The sequence below is a fragment of the Halobacillus shinanisalinarum genome (assembly GCF_022919835.1).
Classification (GTDB): domain Bacteria; phylum Bacillota; class Bacilli; order Bacillales; family Halobacillaceae; genus Halobacillus_A; species Halobacillus_A shinanisalinarum.
Genome location: NZ_CP095074.1, coordinates 4,017,551 through 4,034,581 on the forward strand (window position 1 = coordinate 4,017,551; position 17,031 = coordinate 4,034,581).

General features: G+C 39.4%; 13 protein-coding genes and 1 pseudogene. 13 read left to right on the forward strand and 1 reads right to left on the reverse strand.

Annotated features, from left to right (window positions below; genetic code table 11):
- Nucleotides 1–37 precede the first annotated feature (37 nt).
- The 4 genes and pseudogenes from MUO14_RS19910 to MUO14_RS19925 all read left to right on the forward strand — a co-directional run bounded on the left by MUO14_RS19910 (nucleotide 38) and on the right by MUO14_RS19925 (nucleotide 2,841).
- Nucleotides 38–949: a serine/threonine protein kinase gene (locus MUO14_RS19910; RefSeq protein ID WP_244752270.1), complete on the forward strand. Its 912-nt coding sequence runs from the start codon at nucleotides 38–40 to the stop codon at nucleotides 947–949.
- 165 nt (nucleotides 950–1,114) lie between these two features.
- Nucleotides 1,115–1,629 (forward strand): annotated as a pseudogene (locus MUO14_RS19915) (GNAT family N-acetyltransferase).
- Nucleotides 1,630–1,830: 201 nt separating this feature from the next.
- Entirely contained in the window at nucleotides 1,831–2,235 is a 405-nt protein-coding gene (locus tag MUO14_RS19920; RefSeq protein WP_244752271.1) for a hypothetical protein, read from the forward strand.
- A gap of 57 nt (nucleotides 2,236–2,292) precedes the next feature.
- Nucleotides 2,293–2,841, forward strand: coding sequence for a mycothiol transferase (locus MUO14_RS19925; RefSeq protein ID WP_396265730.1), 549 nt, complete (start codon nucleotides 2,293–2,295; stop codon nucleotides 2,839–2,841).
- Between the two features lie 130 nt (nucleotides 2,842–2,971).
- Here the strand turns inward: MUO14_RS19925 and MUO14_RS19930 are convergent, their stop codons facing one another.
- A complete protein-coding gene (locus MUO14_RS19930) occupies nucleotides 2,972–4,345 on the reverse strand; it encodes an MATE family efflux transporter (RefSeq protein ID WP_244752272.1) in 1,374 nt (457 codons plus the stop codon).
- Nucleotides 4,346–4,442: 97 nt separating this feature from the next.
- On the opposite strand from MUO14_RS19930, the gene MUO14_RS19935 reads away from it, so the two are divergent.
- From MUO14_RS19935 to MUO14_RS19975, 9 genes are all read left to right on the forward strand, one after another.
- Nucleotides 4,443–5,513, forward strand: coding sequence for an undecaprenyldiphospho-muramoylpentapeptide beta-N-acetylglucosaminyltransferase (locus MUO14_RS19935; RefSeq protein ID WP_244752273.1), 1,071 nt, complete (start codon nucleotides 4,443–4,445; stop codon nucleotides 5,511–5,513).
- Nucleotides 5,514–5,602: 89 nt separating this feature from the next.
- The gene (locus MUO14_RS19940) at nucleotides 5,603–5,956 is read left to right on the forward strand and encodes a hypothetical protein (protein ID WP_244752274.1); all 354 of its coding nucleotides are present in this window, start codon (nucleotides 5,603–5,605) and stop codon (nucleotides 5,954–5,956) included.
- A 230-nt stretch (nucleotides 5,957–6,186) separates the two neighbouring features.
- A complete protein-coding gene (helD, locus tag MUO14_RS19945; protein WP_244752275.1) occupies nucleotides 6,187–8,454 on the forward strand; it encodes an RNA polymerase recycling motor HelD in 2,268 nt (755 codons plus the stop codon).
- A gap of 67 nt (nucleotides 8,455–8,521) precedes the next feature.
- On the forward strand, nucleotides 8,522–9,346 hold the full coding sequence (locus MUO14_RS19950; RefSeq protein WP_244752276.1) for an aldo/keto reductase: 825 nt from the start codon (nucleotides 8,522–8,524) through the stop codon (nucleotides 9,344–9,346).
- Between the two features lie 709 nt (nucleotides 9,347–10,055).
- On the forward strand, nucleotides 10,056–11,804 hold the full coding sequence (locus MUO14_RS19955) for an ABC transporter ATP-binding protein (RefSeq protein WP_244752277.1): 1,749 nt from the start codon (nucleotides 10,056–10,058) through the stop codon (nucleotides 11,802–11,804).
- Nucleotides 11,801–13,828, forward strand: coding sequence for an ABC transporter ATP-binding protein (locus MUO14_RS19960; RefSeq protein ID WP_244752278.1), 2,028 nt, complete (start codon nucleotides 11,801–11,803; stop codon nucleotides 13,826–13,828). The genes MUO14_RS19955 and MUO14_RS19960 overlap by 4 nt, the downstream gene beginning before the upstream one ends.
- Nucleotides 13,829–13,866: 38 nt before the next feature.
- A complete protein-coding gene (locus MUO14_RS19965) occupies nucleotides 13,867–14,703 on the forward strand; it encodes a S1C family serine protease (RefSeq protein WP_244752279.1) in 837 nt (278 codons plus the stop codon).
- 371 nt (nucleotides 14,704–15,074) lie between these two features.
- Nucleotides 15,075–15,812, forward strand: a complete 738-nt coding sequence (gene sigI, locus MUO14_RS19970) for an RNA polymerase sigma factor SigI (protein ID WP_244752280.1) — start codon at nucleotides 15,075–15,077, stop codon at nucleotides 15,810–15,812.
- Nucleotides 15,809–17,002 carry an anti-sigma factor domain-containing protein gene (locus MUO14_RS19975; protein WP_244752281.1) on the forward strand — a complete coding sequence of 398 codons (1,194 nt, stop codon included), beginning with the start codon at nucleotides 15,809–15,811 and terminating at the stop codon, nucleotides 17,000–17,002. The genes sigI and MUO14_RS19975 overlap by 4 nt, the downstream gene beginning before the upstream one ends.
- The last annotated feature ends 29 nt before the right edge of the window (nucleotides 17,003–17,031 follow it).

Below are 17,031 nucleotides of genomic sequence, written 5' to 3' on the forward strand. Positions count from 1 at the left end.
TAAACCACGTATTATCCTTTTGTTGAAAGGGGTACAAATGGAATTTAGTAGATCAGATAAGTTTCCAGTTATTATATCTTTAGATGATGTTACTTTTCAACTTCAAGAATCACATGATTTTGAATGGTTACGTTCTTTGGGGCATGTATTTTGCGTGTTTGACGAACAAGATTCAGGTAATATTTGTTTTGGGATTGAGAATGATGGCCAAAAGAGCTTTGTGAAGTATGCAGGTTCAAAACCCATTGATTTTTCAGGGAACCCACAAGATGCTATAGCCAGATTGCAAAATGCAATACCACTATACAAGTATCTAAAACACTCTAACCTAATCACTTTAGTGGATTACTTTCACACAGATCATGGTTACGCGGCTGTATACAAATGGTTTGAAGGAGAATGTTTACATTCACATTGGTCTTTTCCGCCTCCCGCAAAATACACTCACCCTGAATCTCCATACTATAGGTGTAAAAATTTACCTGTTAAAAACCGATTAGTTTCACTAGATGCCATTCTGTCGTTTCATAATTTTGTCGAATCAAAAGGGTATGTAGCTGTAGATTTTTATGATGGAAGCATTTTATATGATTTTTCTAACGATAGGACGAAAATATGCGATATAGATTTTTATAGAAAATCTCCCACTATAAATGATATGGGGCAGAGCTTCTGGGGATCAAGTCGGTCAAAATCACCGGAAGAATTTAGTCTAGGATCTCCTATAGATGCAAGGACTAACGTTTTCACTATGGGAGCTATTGCATTTGGTGCTCTGGGCGGAGAAATGGACCACTCCTTTTCAAAATGGGAGGCTGGGAAACAACTGTATGATGTAGCTTTACGTGCGGTTAGCGAAAAAAGAGAAGTGAGATTTGAAAGTGTTAATGCTTTTAAAAAAGCGTGGGATCGAGCGAAACGAAGAACCACTAACTTAAGGCTTTCTTGAATAAGACAGTAATTTAAATGAAGTTCAAAAGGGTGCATTTTCAGAATAAGAATCTGCACCCTTTTTTTGGAGGAGAAGCCCGTTTAATGAAAGAAGCTTTGTTTAAAAGGCAACTGGTCAGGATAGTTTATATTTTTTTTACTGATAAGAAGAGGGAGAGATTATATGTTTCCAGTGTTAGAGACAGAAAGACTAAAATTAAAAGAAATAACAAAAGACGATGCACCAGGTATTTTTGCTTGTTTTTCTAATGATAAGGTAACACGTTATTATGGACAAGAAACATTACATAATATAGAGCAAGCAGAGCAAGTCGTTGATTTCTTTTCCAAAAACTACAATGAAAAAAGAGGAATACGCTGGGGGATTGAAAGGAAAGAGACCAATGGAATAATTGGAACAATTGGCTTTAATGCGTGGTCCCCTAAACATAAACGAGCAGAAATAGGCTACGAAATCCATCCTGAACACTGGAGAGAAGGTTATACTTCTGAAGCAGTATCTAAAGTTCTTTCATATGGCTTCGATGTTATGGATTTAACTCGTGTAGGTGCTGTTGTATTTATTGACAATGAAGCATCTAATAGATTATTAACCAAAAAAGGTTTTCAAAAAGAGGGGAATATATGTATCAAAATGGTATAGCTCACGACACATACGTCTATTCATTATTAAAATAGCCTTAAATGAATAAGAGAGTTTAATTAATTCGTCGGATAGCAAAAGGATCAAAACATAGATGATCTCTGTGTTTGATCCATATTAACATAGGTTTCATAGCTGGTGGTCGATATGTTTCCTTATAGAGGAAGTAATTTGAATAAAGGAATCTTCATCCTTTTATTGAATATATTCAAGTGGAAGAAAAAGGGAGGTGACTAATGAGTATTGAAAATGAAGTAGCAACTCGAGTTTATCGAATGCGTGAATTACATGAGAATTTCTCAAATGGTTGTTTTGATGAAATGAATGGATACTACTCCGGGGAATTTCAAGGATATCTTTATATGCCTGATAAGGATCAAGTAGAATTCTTCAATGCCGAACAAATTAAAGAAGGAAACAAAGGTGCAGCAACACACTATAAGGGGAAAAATATTAAGTTTCTTTATTCTGGCTTACATATTATTCCCCAATCTGAAACCCAAGCCGCTGTTTCATATGAAATTACACACCAGCATAAAGAAAAGATAGTTCGAGCTTTATCTCTTGAGGTATGGCGTAAAGAGTCAGATGGAGAATGGAGAATGCTTCGGTGGTATGAAGAAAAAAGCTCAAGTACTTAAATCTGTAATAGATGCTTGTTTGTTCGTTAATAGTGAAAATTAGAAAGGAGATAAAAAATGCAATCAACAGAAGGTAAACGATTTATTATAGAAGAAAATGCAGGTTTCACCCCAACCATAGGAAGATTATTATCCATGATGGAGTACACACGGCTAACCACCCTTGAAGCAGTGAATGGTTTAACAATAAAGGAGTTAGATTATCGTATAGACGGTAAAGGAAATTCAATAGGCTGCTTATTATATCATATGGCATGTGTCGAAGAAGTTTATCAGATTATAACCTTTGAGGAACGGGATCCAACTGAAGAAGAACTGCTTACTCTTGAAGTTGGATTAAGTCTTGGTGGAAATGCTCATCAAAAAATCTATGGCAGAGGAATTGAATTCTATAAGGAGCGACTAAATTTGGTCCGGGAACGCACGTTAGAAGGATTCAAGATAAAAGAGGACAGCTGGTTAGATGAAGTGTCACCCTTTGGTCCTAATCATTCAGCCAATAATTATTTTCGTTGGTTTCATGTATTTGAAGACGAACTAAATCATCGTGGGCAAATCAGGCTCATACGTAAGCATATGGAAAGGAAGGAGGAGGGCTCCCTTTAATTAAGTTATATGAGAAGGCTCTATTGAATCCTTGAAAGACAACCTCCAGCAAATCGAGCGTGATTGTAGAAGAACTTTATTGTAAGTAGAACCCCGCATTTTTACAAAAAGCCGGGTTCTACTGAACATTTTATGAGCCTGCCTTCTTAACCTGATAAAGCCGAATGTTCTTCCGCTGCAGATAAAGCATGCGCAGCATTAACGTGATCGCCCCAGCTGTTAAACCAACAATTAAACTCATCCAATATCCATATGGACCAAGACTTGAATAATTGGCTAATAGATAACCAGTTGGCAATCCAATCACCCAATAGGAAACAAACGACATGATGAGAGTAATCGATACATCTTTGTAGCCCCGTAAAATCCCCTGGATAGGAGCACCGAATCCGTCAGAAAGCTGAAAAAAGATAGCAAAGAAGATAAAGTTTTTTGTCAGTTCAATTACACGTTGATTAGAACTATACAGTCTTGCGACGGTATCATCAAAGATATACAGAATGGCACCAGCTACTAAAGACATACAAACGGCTATCGATATTCCGAGATAAGAGTATGTTCTTGCATCAGTGAACCGTTTGGCCCCCACTTCATAACCGACGGCAATCGTTAACGTAAAAGCAATGCTTAACGGCATCATATATACAAATGAGGCAAAGTTAATGGCTGCCTGGTGTGCGGCGACCGTGTAGGTATCGTACTCTGTCATGAAAAAGGTAACGGCTGAAAAAATACTCGTTTCAAAGAAGATAGCAAATCCTATAGGAATACCGATTTTTAATTGTTCCCACCAGCTTTTAAGAGAAGGAGAAACCCAATTTGTGAAAATTCCGTAGGTTCGAAGTGGGTAAAGCTTATGGATAACAAAAGTGATAATCCCAAAAGCCACCCAATACGTTAAAGAGGTCGCTAAACCTGCACCGATCCCCCCGAGTTCAGGGAAGCCCCATTTACCAAAAATCAGCACGTAATTAAAGAAAATGTTTGTAGGTAATGTAAGCAAAATAATCATCATTGATATTCTTGAATGACCAAGGGCATCAATAAACGAACGCAGGATGTTAAAAACGAATAATGGTATAATTCCGGTTCCTAAGCTGATGAGGTAGTATTTGGCGATATGACGGACCTCTGACTCGAGATCCATTAGCGTTAACACAGGATCAATCAAGAAGAAACCAATTCCTCCAATCAAACAAGCGATAACAATGGATAAATAAACGCCTTGCTTGACTGATTCAGGAATATCTTTCTCCAGCTTTGCCCCTTTTAGCTGTGCTACGATTGGTGAAATAGCCATCAATATTCCATTTAATCCCGTAAAAATGGGCAGCCATATGCTGGAGCCGATGGCCACACCGGCTAAATCATTTGGACCTGCTTGGCCAGACATAATCGTATCAAAGAAATTCATTGCATACATGCCAACCTGTGTAATAAAAATAGGAATGAGAATGACGGTAAATAGTTTTATTTTTTCTTTTAATGTCTTTGTTTCATACATAGGCGATCTCCTTTTTGATACAATTCCTATAGGAACGGATTATAGCATATTTTGTACAGTGTTACCTAAGTGTGACTGATGAAAGGACGATGAAATTTTGAAGCAGAAGCGTATTTTATTTACTGGAGGAGGAACAGCAGGACACGTTATTGTGAATCTGGCTCTCATTCCTGAATTCCAAAGACAAGGCTATCAAGTTGACTATATAGGATCCTATCAAGGGATAGAAAAACAATTAATTAGTTCTTTAGAGGGTGTAACCTATCACGGGATTTCAACAGGGAAACTGCGCCGTTATATGTCTAAAGAGAACCTGAAAGATCCGTTTAAGGTCATGAAAGGGCTTATCCAATCACTCAGGATTATAAGAAAACGTAAACCTCAGGTTATTTTTTCAAAAGGTGGGTTTGTTTCGGTCCCAGTTGTCGCCGCCGCGAAGCTAAATCGTGTGCCAGCGATTATCCACGAATCCGATTATACTCCAGGTCTTGCCAATAAGCTTTCTTTTCCTTTTGCTAAGAAGGTATTGGCTACTTTCCCGGAAACGATGCAGCATTTACCCGAAGAAAAAGGCCAATATATCGGAGCGGTTGTCCGAGAAGAACTCTTCACAGGGGACAGAAGCAAAGGCCTCTCTTATAGCGGGCTGACGACGAATAAGCCAGTTGTTTTAGTTATGGGCGGGAGCACAGGATCGAAGAAAATTAATGATGCTATCCGAACAAATTTAGATGAACTATTAAAGGAAGTGCAAATCATCCATATATGCGGCCAAGGGCAAAAGGATGAGACAATTAACCGTTCTGGCTATGCTCAATTTGAATATGTAAGTGATGAATTGAAGGATTTATTTGCTGCCAGCCATTATATTATTTCACGCGCTGGCTCCAATGCTATCTTTGAATTTTTAGCATTAAAAAAACCAATGCTGCTTATCCCTTTATCAAGAAAAGCTAGCCGTGGTGACCAAATTCTAAATGCCGACTCTTTCGTGAAGCAGGGATATGCGCACAAGCTTGAGGAAGAAGAACTTAATTCTGAAAGCTTGCTGAAAGAATTGAAACATTTAATAGATAGCAAAGAGCAAATGCTCAGTAATATGGAGAAATACGAGAGTAAACGAACCAAAAATGAGGTAATTTCCATTATTCAAAAAGCTGAAAAATAGTACGACAGCAAGACATACAGAAGAAGATACTTTTGAGTTATAATTAATATAGGAAGTTATGAAAAATATTTTCTTCAGGGGTAGATGAAGTGAAGTCAAAAATTTGTCGTTATTGCTATAAAGAAATACGAGATCGTGATGAGTTAGTAACCGCTTCAAGCTGGTTTAGAATCCGTCCTTATCATTATCGATGTTTCGGAAAGATAGAGGAAGATACAAGAACCATTGCCGGAACGTGGACACCGATTAATGGCAGAAGTGGATTAGTTACGGTCATTCTAATGTTGATCCTATTCCTATGGATGATTACTACGAATACGCTGGGACAAATAGGCGATTTAATTGGGCTGTTGGCCCTCTATCCTGTTGTTCTAAGGGTCGTTTCTTATGTGTTCATAGAAAGTAGGTTACCTAAGTTCGTCGAAAATAAAAAACACCAATAATGGGTTAACCTGCTATCGAAATGGGTAGCAGGTTTTTTAAAAAGGAAAACTTTAAGAGTGCCTCCACCCTCTCTATATCCAGGTATCAAGAAGGATTCTGACAAATCTTTTTTGTGATTGCGCTTACAGAAGATTTGTGGTATGTTTATTTTTCGTTGCTTCGAAAAAATGTTCCATGCTTGAGTCAGGTGCATAGTCATTCCTAACTAACGATGAAAGGGAGAATGGCAATGTCAGTGTATGATGAGCATTTAGAGAGTGAAAAGGAAAGGTTAACTTTTACAAAGGAGTACATGAACCACTTAATCACTGTGCAGGAATCAGGTCAAAAGGCTTTAAAAGAGCGACAGGAAGACACGCTGGCCAGACTGGATTTTAAGGATAGCAGTCTTCGCTATCAGGAAATGCTTACACATTCAAGCTTCATGAAACTTTCTAAAGACCAGTTAGAGAACCTCAAGAATCTACGTAAGAAACCGTATTTTGCCCGCATCGACTTTCACCGTAAAGAAAAGACAGACAAAGAAACCTTTTACATTGGAAAAGTATCTTTATTTGACCGTGAAACTCAATTACCGATTATCTTAGATTGGCGCTCACCTCTAGCAAACGTCTATTATGAAGGACGCTTAGGAGACGTGAGCTATGAAGCACATGGAGAGGTGTATGAAGGTAATGTTTCCTTAAAGCGGCAATATCAGATTGAGGACGGAGAACTGCTTGGCTTTCGAGATGTTGATTTAACGACAAAGGATGAGCTGCTTCAGGATTCGCTCGCCCAAAATGCTGAACACCGTTTAACTGAGATTGTTTCAACCATTCAAGAAGAACAAAATAGAGTCATACGTGCTGATTTGAGAAAGCCAATCATTGTTCAGGGCGCGGCAGGAAGTGGAAAGACAACGATTGCCTTACACCGAATTTCCTACTTTTTATACAACATGCGTGATATTTTCAAACCAGATGAAATGCTGATCTTAGCCCCTAACCGCTTGTTCATTCAGTACATATCTGAGGTGCTTCCAGAGCTCGGTGTAAATAGAGCTAAACAAACGACCTTCTCTGATTTTGTCCAACACATTATCCAAGTGGATTGGCCAGTAGTTAGTCAGCATGATGTGTTAATGGGGACCATTGAAAAAGCAGAAGAAGGAGAAACACGTCATTTGCAAATGGCTGGATACAAGGGTTCGAAGGCTTTTAAACAGCTGCTTGACCGCTATATACAAAAAGTAAAACAAACATACATTGTGGAAGAAGATTTTATGCTAGCAGAATTTAAGATTAAGAGTGGCGCGAATATTAAGCGCCTGTTTCTTAAGGATTTTCAGCATTTCCCATATGAAGTACGTGTTGAAAAAATAAAACGCGTATTGCAAAGTGAATTGCGACGTAAGAAGAAGCAAATCATTGAAAAAGTAGCTGCTAAATATGATGACGAATTAGATAAAGCGCTGTTTGGTATGAAGGATAAAGATAAACGTAAAACACGTGTCAGTTTCTTAATTACTCGAAAAGAAGAAAGACTTAACGAATTGAAGAAACAGGCTCGCACAGCCGTCTCACGCTATATGAAGCAATTCCCTAAGCATAAGCTGACAAATTTATATAAGTCCATGTATGAAGAGGAAATGTTTTGTTCCTTGGTAGAAGAGGATTCGACAGAGCTTCAGTACCTTCGCAAGACCACAAGCAAGTATTTACAAAACAAGCAGCTCCACTCGGAAGATCTTGCTCCATTGTTATACATGTACACTTATATAAGTGGATTACATGCTGATGATCAGGTGAAGAAGGTCGTTGTAGATGAAGCCCAGGATTATAGTTTCCTGGAATTTTATAGTTTGAAAAAAGCCTTTCAAACTGATTTATTTACGATTGTAGGTGACCTCGCCCAGGGGATTTATCGCTATCGAGGACTGCAAAATTGGGAATCTTTAAAAGAAGTGTTTCGGCAGCCTAGCTACTTAACCTTACAAAAAACCTACCGAACGACGATTGAAATCATGAACTTGGCCAACCAATTATTAACTCTAATGCCGGAAGACCTTCCAAAAGCTGAACCTGTAGTGAGGCATGGTCCGCTCCCTGCATTTATTGAAAAACAACCAGGTTGGAAGAGAGCGTTTATTAAGGTTATGGATCAGTTGGAAGACAAAGGAATGAACAGCTTTGCTATCGTGACAAAAACGATGAAAGAAGCTGCTGAAGTCAGTCAGATCTCTGAAATTAGTTCGCTAAACTTTCAAACGCTTGATGAGCATACGGAAATGGGCGATCGAATGATACTGCCTGCCTACTTAGCAAAAGGACTGGAATTTGATGTAGTCTTTCTCTATAGTGAGGACCATCCTTTTACAAAAAATGAGCTGGACATAAAGGTGCTCTATGTGGCCATGACAAGACCGCTTCACGAGTTATATATGATTGGGAATAGCCCACACGACTTTTTACTAGATCATTTAGGACAAGCATCCTATCAAGTTCATTCTTTCTGATCATAACGTTTAACTTGATCGTCATTACGGGTAAATTATTTTTATGGAAAAAAGGAGTGGATAGTAGATGAGTTTAACGGATGTAACTACATTAAGTAATGGAGTGAAAATGCCCTGGGTTGGTTTGGGTGTTTACAAAATGGACAGTGGAGAGGAAGTTGTAAATGCTGTCAGATCAGCCTTGGACCTTGGATACCGGCACTTGGATACAGCCTCCTTCTACGATAATGAAGAGGGAGTAGGACAGGCAATTAAGGAAAGCGGGATTCCTCGTGAAGAGTTATTTATTACAACAAAAGTGTGGAATGATGAACAAGGCTATGAAGAAACATTGGAGGCCTTCGATCGAAGCAGGGAGAAATTGGGTGTTGATTACTTAGATCTTTATCTGATCCATTGGCCTATTCAAGGCAGATATAAAGATACGTGGAAAGCATTAGAGAAGCTTTATAAAGATGGAAAGGTTAAAGCCATCGGAGTGAGCAACTTCCTGACGCATCACCTGGACGACCTTTTAAAAGATGCTGAGATTAAGCCGATGGTCAACCAAGTCGAATTGCACCCGGAACTATATCAAAAAGAAATGATTGATTATTGTAAGCAGCAAGATATTCAGGTTGAAGCCTGGTCACCGATTGGCCGAGGAAATTACCTGGATAATCCCGTCTTACAAGAATTAGCGGAGGAATATAATAAAACACCGGCGCAGATTATTTTAAGATGGGACTTGCAGCATGGTATTGTGACGATTCCAAAATCGACCCATAAGGAACGGCAACAGGAGAATGCTGACCTATTTGATTTCGAATTAACGGATAACGAAGTAGAGAAAATTAATGGCTTAAACAAAAATAATCGTCTGGGACCACACCCCGATGAAATAGGAAAATGAATGATTGGGACCCACTCTGACAGCTGAGTGGGTTTTTTAATGGTTTGGAACTTAGGATTCTATCCTAATTTCGATTATTCTATCTAAAGTCTTAAAGATTCTGCCAAAACTTGCGAGGATTCTACTCAAACGCCAAAAGATTCATCCCGTACCCCATGAATAGAAAGCATAAATTAGCTAATTATCATTTATTTCCAAAGAAAACATTGCATTAATTTTCCGAAAATTATATAATAAGTAATCATTGAGAAAAGGAGGTCACGACCATGGAAAAGCGAAACGTACGATTCAATGTTAACTTAATATGGTTCGTGACCAGCCGTTAGTCTCCTAGACATTTATAAGATCATTACCGGGGGTCACGTATATACGTGGCTCTTTTATGTCTCTAAGCATACGTCACGCACGTATGCTTTTTTCGTGTCTAAATGCTTTTTCATGGTGTCTAGTTCCAGCTCGCAGCTCCTATCGAGATAAGTCAATCCACTCTGTGACGAAAACCCACGTCACGACGTGTTTTGACTTATCCGTACGGAGCTAAACACTCGCCTGCACTTTTCTTGGTGTCTAGCGGCTATGACCGCCGCTTTACATAAATAAATCATTACAGGAGGTTTTTATGAAATGAGTAACAACAGGACTCGAAAAGAATGGAACGAGGATTGGAAAGAAAGCGGTTAGCTTGTGAACAAATGAAAGGGTGATAGGTATGTTTAGTGTGTTAGTGAAATTACGTTGGTTCTTTAAGCAATACTGGAAAAGATACACATTTGCCATTGTGGCTCTGATTATTGTCAGTGCGATTGATTTGATTCCGCCTAAATTGGTTGGAATGGCTATTGATGAAATACAGTTTAATACATTAACGATGGAGCACTTAATCGATGTATTGCTTTTATACGGTGGTTTAATTATTGCCAGCTATACCATCTCTTATTTGTGGGACTATACGTTATTCAGTGGAGCTATGATTATGGAGCGTAGTATGCGGTCAAAACTTATGAATCATTTCTTGAAAATGACGCCTACTTTTTTTCAGCTTAATAAGACTGGTGATTTAATGGCGAGAGCAACAAATGACCTTAAGGCTCTTACAATGACGGCAGGCTTCGGAATCTTGACATTGGTTGACTCCACCATTTTTATGATTTTAATTATTGCGGTGATGGGGTTTACCATTAGTTTTAAATTAACTCTGGCGGCACTGCTTCCGCTTCCGATTATGGCGTTTGTCATGAATAAGTATGGTGGAGTGATTCATACGAGGTTTATGGAAGCCCAAGAAGCTTTTGGTGATTTAAATAATAATGTTTTGGAATCCGTAAGAGGTGTACGGGTCATTCGGGCATTTGTTCAAGAAAAGCACGATGAACAAAGGTTTCAAAATATGACCGAAGAGGTGTACGAAAAGAATGTCGAGGTCGCAAAGGTAGATGCTTTGTTTGAACCTACAATAACGATCTTAGTAGGAATCTCTTACACGATAGGACTGGGGTATGGGGCCTCCTTAGTTTTTCACAATGTGATTACCTTAGGTGAAATGGTCTCCTTTAATGTTTATTTAGGGATGTTAATTTGGCCCATGTTTGCAGTAGGTGAATTGATTAATGTGATGCAGCGGGGGAATGCGTCACTTGATCGTGTAAACGAGACATTAGGTTACAAGCCAGATGTTTTGTCTCCTGCCAATCCGAAAAGTCTCGATTACCCTCATACGATTGAATTTAATGGCGTTGATTTCCAGTATCCTGGATCGGAAGCAAAGGGATTAAGTCAGTTAACTGTTTCGATTAAACGAGGGCAAACGGTGGGGATTGTCGGGAAGACAGGGTCAGGGAAAACCACCCTATTCAGACAGCTTCTCCGTGAATACCCTGGATTGAAAGGTTCGTTACAAATTAGTGCGGTAGATATCGAAGATCTGGACTTAGAAGCGACTCGCTCCTGGATTGGTTATGTCCCACAAGAGCAAATTTTATTTTCAAAAACCGTTCGTGAAAATATTCAGTTTGGTAAGAAGGACGCAACAGATGAGGAAATTTATCGAGTGATGAAGTTAGCTTATTTCCTTGAAGATATGAAAATTTTACCGAAAGGCTTAGACACAATGGTTGGCGAAAGTGGTGTCACCCTTTCTGGTGGTCAGAAACAGAGAGTTGCCATTGCCCGAGCTTTTATCATGGACCCGGAAATTCTTATGCTGGATGATGCCATGTCTGCCGTCGATGGCAAGACGGAAGCGGAAATTATCAAACACCTAAGGAAGGAACGAGAAGGTAAAACGACATTGATTGCTGCCCACCGTTTGTCTGCCGTGACACATGCTGATCATATTCTCGTCCTTGAGGAAGGACAGATTATCGAGCAAGGCACACACGCTCAGCTTATGAAGCAACACGGATGGTATCAAACACAGTATGACCATCAACAGCTTGGAGAACAGGAGGTGGGAGAATGAAGAAGCCTTCAACAGAACGTAGATTATTAAATTTTGCTTTATTGTATAGAAAGAGCATCTTAATCGGTCTCGTGTGTCTGATCATTGCTGTTGCACTAGAACTGACGGGTCCTTTCATTGCGAAACGATTAATAGATGAGCACATCGTTGGCATCGAAGATCAATGGCATGAGGTAGAGGAGAGGGATGCTTACACGGTTTCTTATCATGGTGAACTATATAAACGTGCGGATCGAATCCAAGAAACGGATCAAATTACAAGTACAGCGACCATTTTACAGGTGGGAAGAAATTATGTTTTTGTAACTGAATCCGTTTCACTTACAGGGAGCCGAAGTTTTGAGAATGGAATGATTACCATTGATACAAACAGCGAGACAACTAAGGCAGAAGCACAGAAACTATCATTAAATGAGCTGTACCGTTTCTTTCAGCCAGAGCAACGATCAATCTATTGGCTGCTTGCTATCTATCTCGGCCTATTATTGATTGCTGCCGTTTTCCAATTTGTGCACACCTTTATTTTACAAAAAACGTCCAATCGAATTATTAAGATGATGAGGGACGATGTGTTTGCCCATATTCAGCGGCTGCCGGTTCATTACTTTATTGATCAGCCGGCCGGAAAAATTGTGGCACGGGTAACCAATGATACGGAGGCGATTCGTGAACTATATGTGAAGGTATTGGCCACCTTTGTCACAAGTATTTTTTATATGGCGGGAATCTATATTGCCCTGTTTTTGCTGGATATGAAGCTTGCACTCATGTGTTTATTGCTTATCCCGATCATTGCGGGCTGGATGAAGCTGTATAAGCATTTTGGCGGGAAGTACAATACTGTCGTCAGGTCTACGGTCAGTGATATGAATGGAAATATTAATGAAGCGATTCAAGGAATGTCGATTATTCAAGCTTTTCGTCAAGAAAAACAGACATCCACTGAATTTGAGAGCTTAAATTCGAAACACTTTAATTACGAACGGAAGCTTGTCCGCCTTAGTGCTCTAACTTCGTTTAACTTAGTAAATGTACTGAGGAACCTCGCTTTTGTCGGATTCATTTGGTATTTTGGATCTTCCTCCATAGGTGCAGAAGGAATTGTAACAGCGGGAGTGCTTTATGCATTTGTTGATTACTTGAACCGCCTGTTTCAACCCGTGACTGATCTTGTTAATCAACTGCCGCAGCTTGAACAAGCAAGGGTCGCTGCCGGGCGTGTCTTCTCCATGCTGGACGAGACAGGGGAGGAACAGAATCATCAGCGGATTTCCCGTTATCAAGGCCATATTGTATTCAAGAATGTAACTTTTGCCTATTTAGAAAATGAGAACGTGCTTAAAGACATTAACTTTGAGGTTAAATCAGGACAGACTGCGGCCTTTGTTGGTCATACAGGGTCAGGGAAAAGCTCGATTATGAATCTGCTTTTTCGTTTTTATGATCCTCAAGCCGGGGAAATTACGATAGATGGTCATTCTACAAGAGAATGGTCCAGGCAACAGGTTCGCAGTCACATGGGGATTGTACTTCAAGATCCATTCATATTCTCTGGAACAATTTTATCGAATGTGACAATGAATGATGAAAAAATTACCAGAGAAATGGCTGTCCACGCCTTGAAAGCTGTCGGAGCCGATCGTTTCATTGAAAAATTACCAGATCAATATGATACTGCTGTTAAAGAGAAGGGAGATTCTTTATCAATGGGAGAACGGCAGCTGATATCTTTTGCGAGGGCTCTCGCTTTTGATCCTGCTATCTTAATTTTAGATGAAGCGACAGCAAATATTGACACGGAAACAGAGCAATTGATTCAGCAGGCATTAGAAGTATTAAAACAAGGCCGTACAACGCTTGTGATAGCCCATCGTTTGTCGACCATTCAACAGGCTGATCAAATCTTCGTATTAAATCATGGTACAATGATAGAACAGGGAACACATAGTGAACTCCTTGTCGAAGGAGGACACTATTATCACATGTATAAAATGCAGCAAGGCGCTGTGAAAACGAGTGTGTAATGTGGTTCCTATTCTAGTGGGTCATGAGGTGTCAACGTATGAGAGACCGTGATGATGATCAAAAACCTGATATGATTGACGATGACTTATATGAAGAAATAGATGATGAGGAGCTGTATGAGCTCATTCAGGAAGAAAAGAGGAAGGCCTGGGAACGGGAACGTATAGAAAAAGAGGAGAGAAAATCTAAGCGCCCTTTTCCGAGATGGCTTTTTTATTTAATTGCTATTATGATGGTAACAAATATCGTTGCCGTTTTGCCGAATACGTTTTCTATCCCTGCGATTGATTTCTTAGTGACCTCGGCAAAGCTATCAAATGATGCTGATATCGATCGTTATCAAGAGGCAGTTGTGGTTGTTGAGGCAGGCCAAAAGAAGGGAACAGGATTTGCTATTGATGGTGACGGGACAATTATAACAAACCATCATGTCATAGAGGGGGAGAACAGGATATCCATTGCTTTCCCGGAAAAAGGCCTGTTTAACGCTGAAGTCGTTGAGAAGTTTCCTGAAGTGGACCTAGCCGTATTGCAAGCTGAGGGCAGTGACTTCCCACATCTGAGATTAGCGAAGGATACATCGTTTGAAGAAGAGGAGTCCTTTTACTTTATCGGTAATCCTTTAAGATTTACGGGAATTGCAAACAAAGGTACGATTATTGGTTACACAACCTTAGACGACTGGAGTCAGCCCGTACTAATGCTAGATGCTCCTATCTATCGAGGGAATTCAGGGAGTCCTGTCATTAATCAAGAAGGAAAAGTAATCGCTGTTGTTTTCGCGACGTTGGACGATGAGCAAGAGGGGCGTGTAGGTCTTGCCACCCCTATTGACTACTATTATGAGAAAACAAATGAAGAGCCCCTTAAGTAATAGTGGCCATTTACCTTAGGGGGCTTTTGTGGTTCAATATCATCACTTGATTGTAGTTATAAAGTCCCTTTTATAGAATAAACGTTTCTCTTTAACAGGCTAATGGATATAAGATGAATCAAAGTACCTACTTTTTGAAATGATTATTTAACAAAATGTAAATCGTGTGTGGTGGAATATAGGCGCGATTTTGAGTAAAATTGTCTTGCTCTATACAATACCAAAGCATACCTGCTCATAGAATTAGTGAAATCGTCTGAGTTTAATGTGGTTGATACAAAAATGTAATACAAATGAAATTTCTTGTTTGAAATACACCCAAATAATTGACATCCTAAACGAAACTATTTATTAGCTGGAGGTGATGAGGGTTGATCAGAGGTCTGTTTCGAAAGAACGACACCTCCCTTGATGAACTTGTAGCTGCTGCCAAACAGGGAGACGACAATATAAAAAATGAAATTCTAAAACAGTATCAACCTTTTATCGCCAAAAGTGTCTCCGAAGTATGCAAAAGATACATTGATCCAATGAAAGATGACGAATACAGCATAGGTTTACTTGCTTTTAATGAGGCCATTCATGCCTATTCTTGTGAAAAAGGCAGTTCATTCCTGTCCTTTGCAAAGCTTGTCATTAAGCGAAAAGTAATTGATTACATTCGAAATGAACAAAAACGTCTTAAAGCCGTATCACTTGACGAAGATTATGTTGACGATGAACAGATGGAAAATCCATCACAGGTGAAGGCAGCTAAGGACCGCTATGTACTTGAGACAGAATCTTGGTATCGCAGGGAAGAGATTCGAGAATTTCAGCTCCACCTGCGAGAGTACAAGCTTTCTTTTGCTGAATTAACGGAATCTTCCCCAAAGCACAAAGATGCACGTGAGTCTGCTATTCAAATAGCTCATATTGTTTATGAAAACAGTGAGTTTCGTCAACAAGTCTTAGAGAAAGGCCGGCTGCCTATTAAAGATCTTGTACAAGAAGTAGAAGTGAGTAAGAAAACCCTGGAGCGCAACCGTAAATTCATCATTGCGATGGTCCTCATTTTATCAGGAGATTATGTTTATCTTAAAGACTATTTGAAGGGGGTGGGTATGTGAGGAAAGGTATTGTCATGGAGCAGAGCAGGAAATATACGATTGTGATGACAAATGATGGCGCTTTCCACAAGGCAAAGCTTTTAAAACGAGCTGAAGTAGGGATGGAGGTTCATTTTCAACCGTTATTGGGAAAACATACAGCGAACAAACAATCGTTTATGTGGCGAAGGGCCAAAGTTGGAGCCATTGTTGCAGCCTTGCTTATTGCCTTTTTACCAGCCTATCTATGGTATGGGAGTAATACAGCCTATGCCTTTGTAAATATTGATATGAACCCGAGTGTCGAGCTTGAGCTAAATGAAGACATGCAAGTCATTGATGTCATTCCGTTAAATAAGGATGCCGAGAAGATCATATCTAAGCTTGAGAAATGGTATAAGGATCCAGCTTCAGAAGTGACCTTTGATATGATTACCTTAAGTCAAGAGATGGGTTTTATTAACAATCAGAATCAGGTGCTCATTGGAGTAAGCTATGTAAACGAGCATGATGAAGATTTCTCAACTAAGATTGAAAGTTTTTTAGCAAATCAGTCTTCAAATCTGACTGTAGCTTCTTATATTGTACCCAGTCAAATAAGGGAGCAAGCTAAAAAGGAAAAGGTTTCTGTAAATGAGCTAATGGCGGATTCGATCAAGGAAGAAACGAATAGTCATTCGACGAAAGTAACGATTGAAGATGAGGATAAAGCAATTATACAATCTTTTTACAAGGATCCAGCTTCATCATCAGAGCAACCGAAATCTAAGGCCAATGAACGGCTGCCAGAGCAACCGTACACGGATCCTTCCAATGAGACATTTATCATTCCAAAAGAAAAATTTGAAATAAATAAACCTTCCCACGTGGAAGAAAAACAAGCTGGAAATTCGCCAGCACGTAAGGAAAATAGAAGCCAGAGAGCTGATGAAAAAGCACAGAAAAAAGAAAAACCGGATCATCCTTCGCAAAAAGAAAATCCAGGCAATGGTAACGAAAATAAAGAAAAACCAAAAGAACATGAGAAGAAGGATAAACAGAAACAACCCGCCCATAAGCCTAAGCAAGAGCATAAGAAAAATCAAAATGATAAGGCCAAACATGAGCATAAGAAGAATAAACAGAATGACCATAGTAACAATGGTCATAGTCCCAATAAACATGAGAATAATGGGAAAGCGAATAAGGACAAGAACAAGCCCCCACATTAACTCGACACTTCGACTAAACGAGGTGTTTT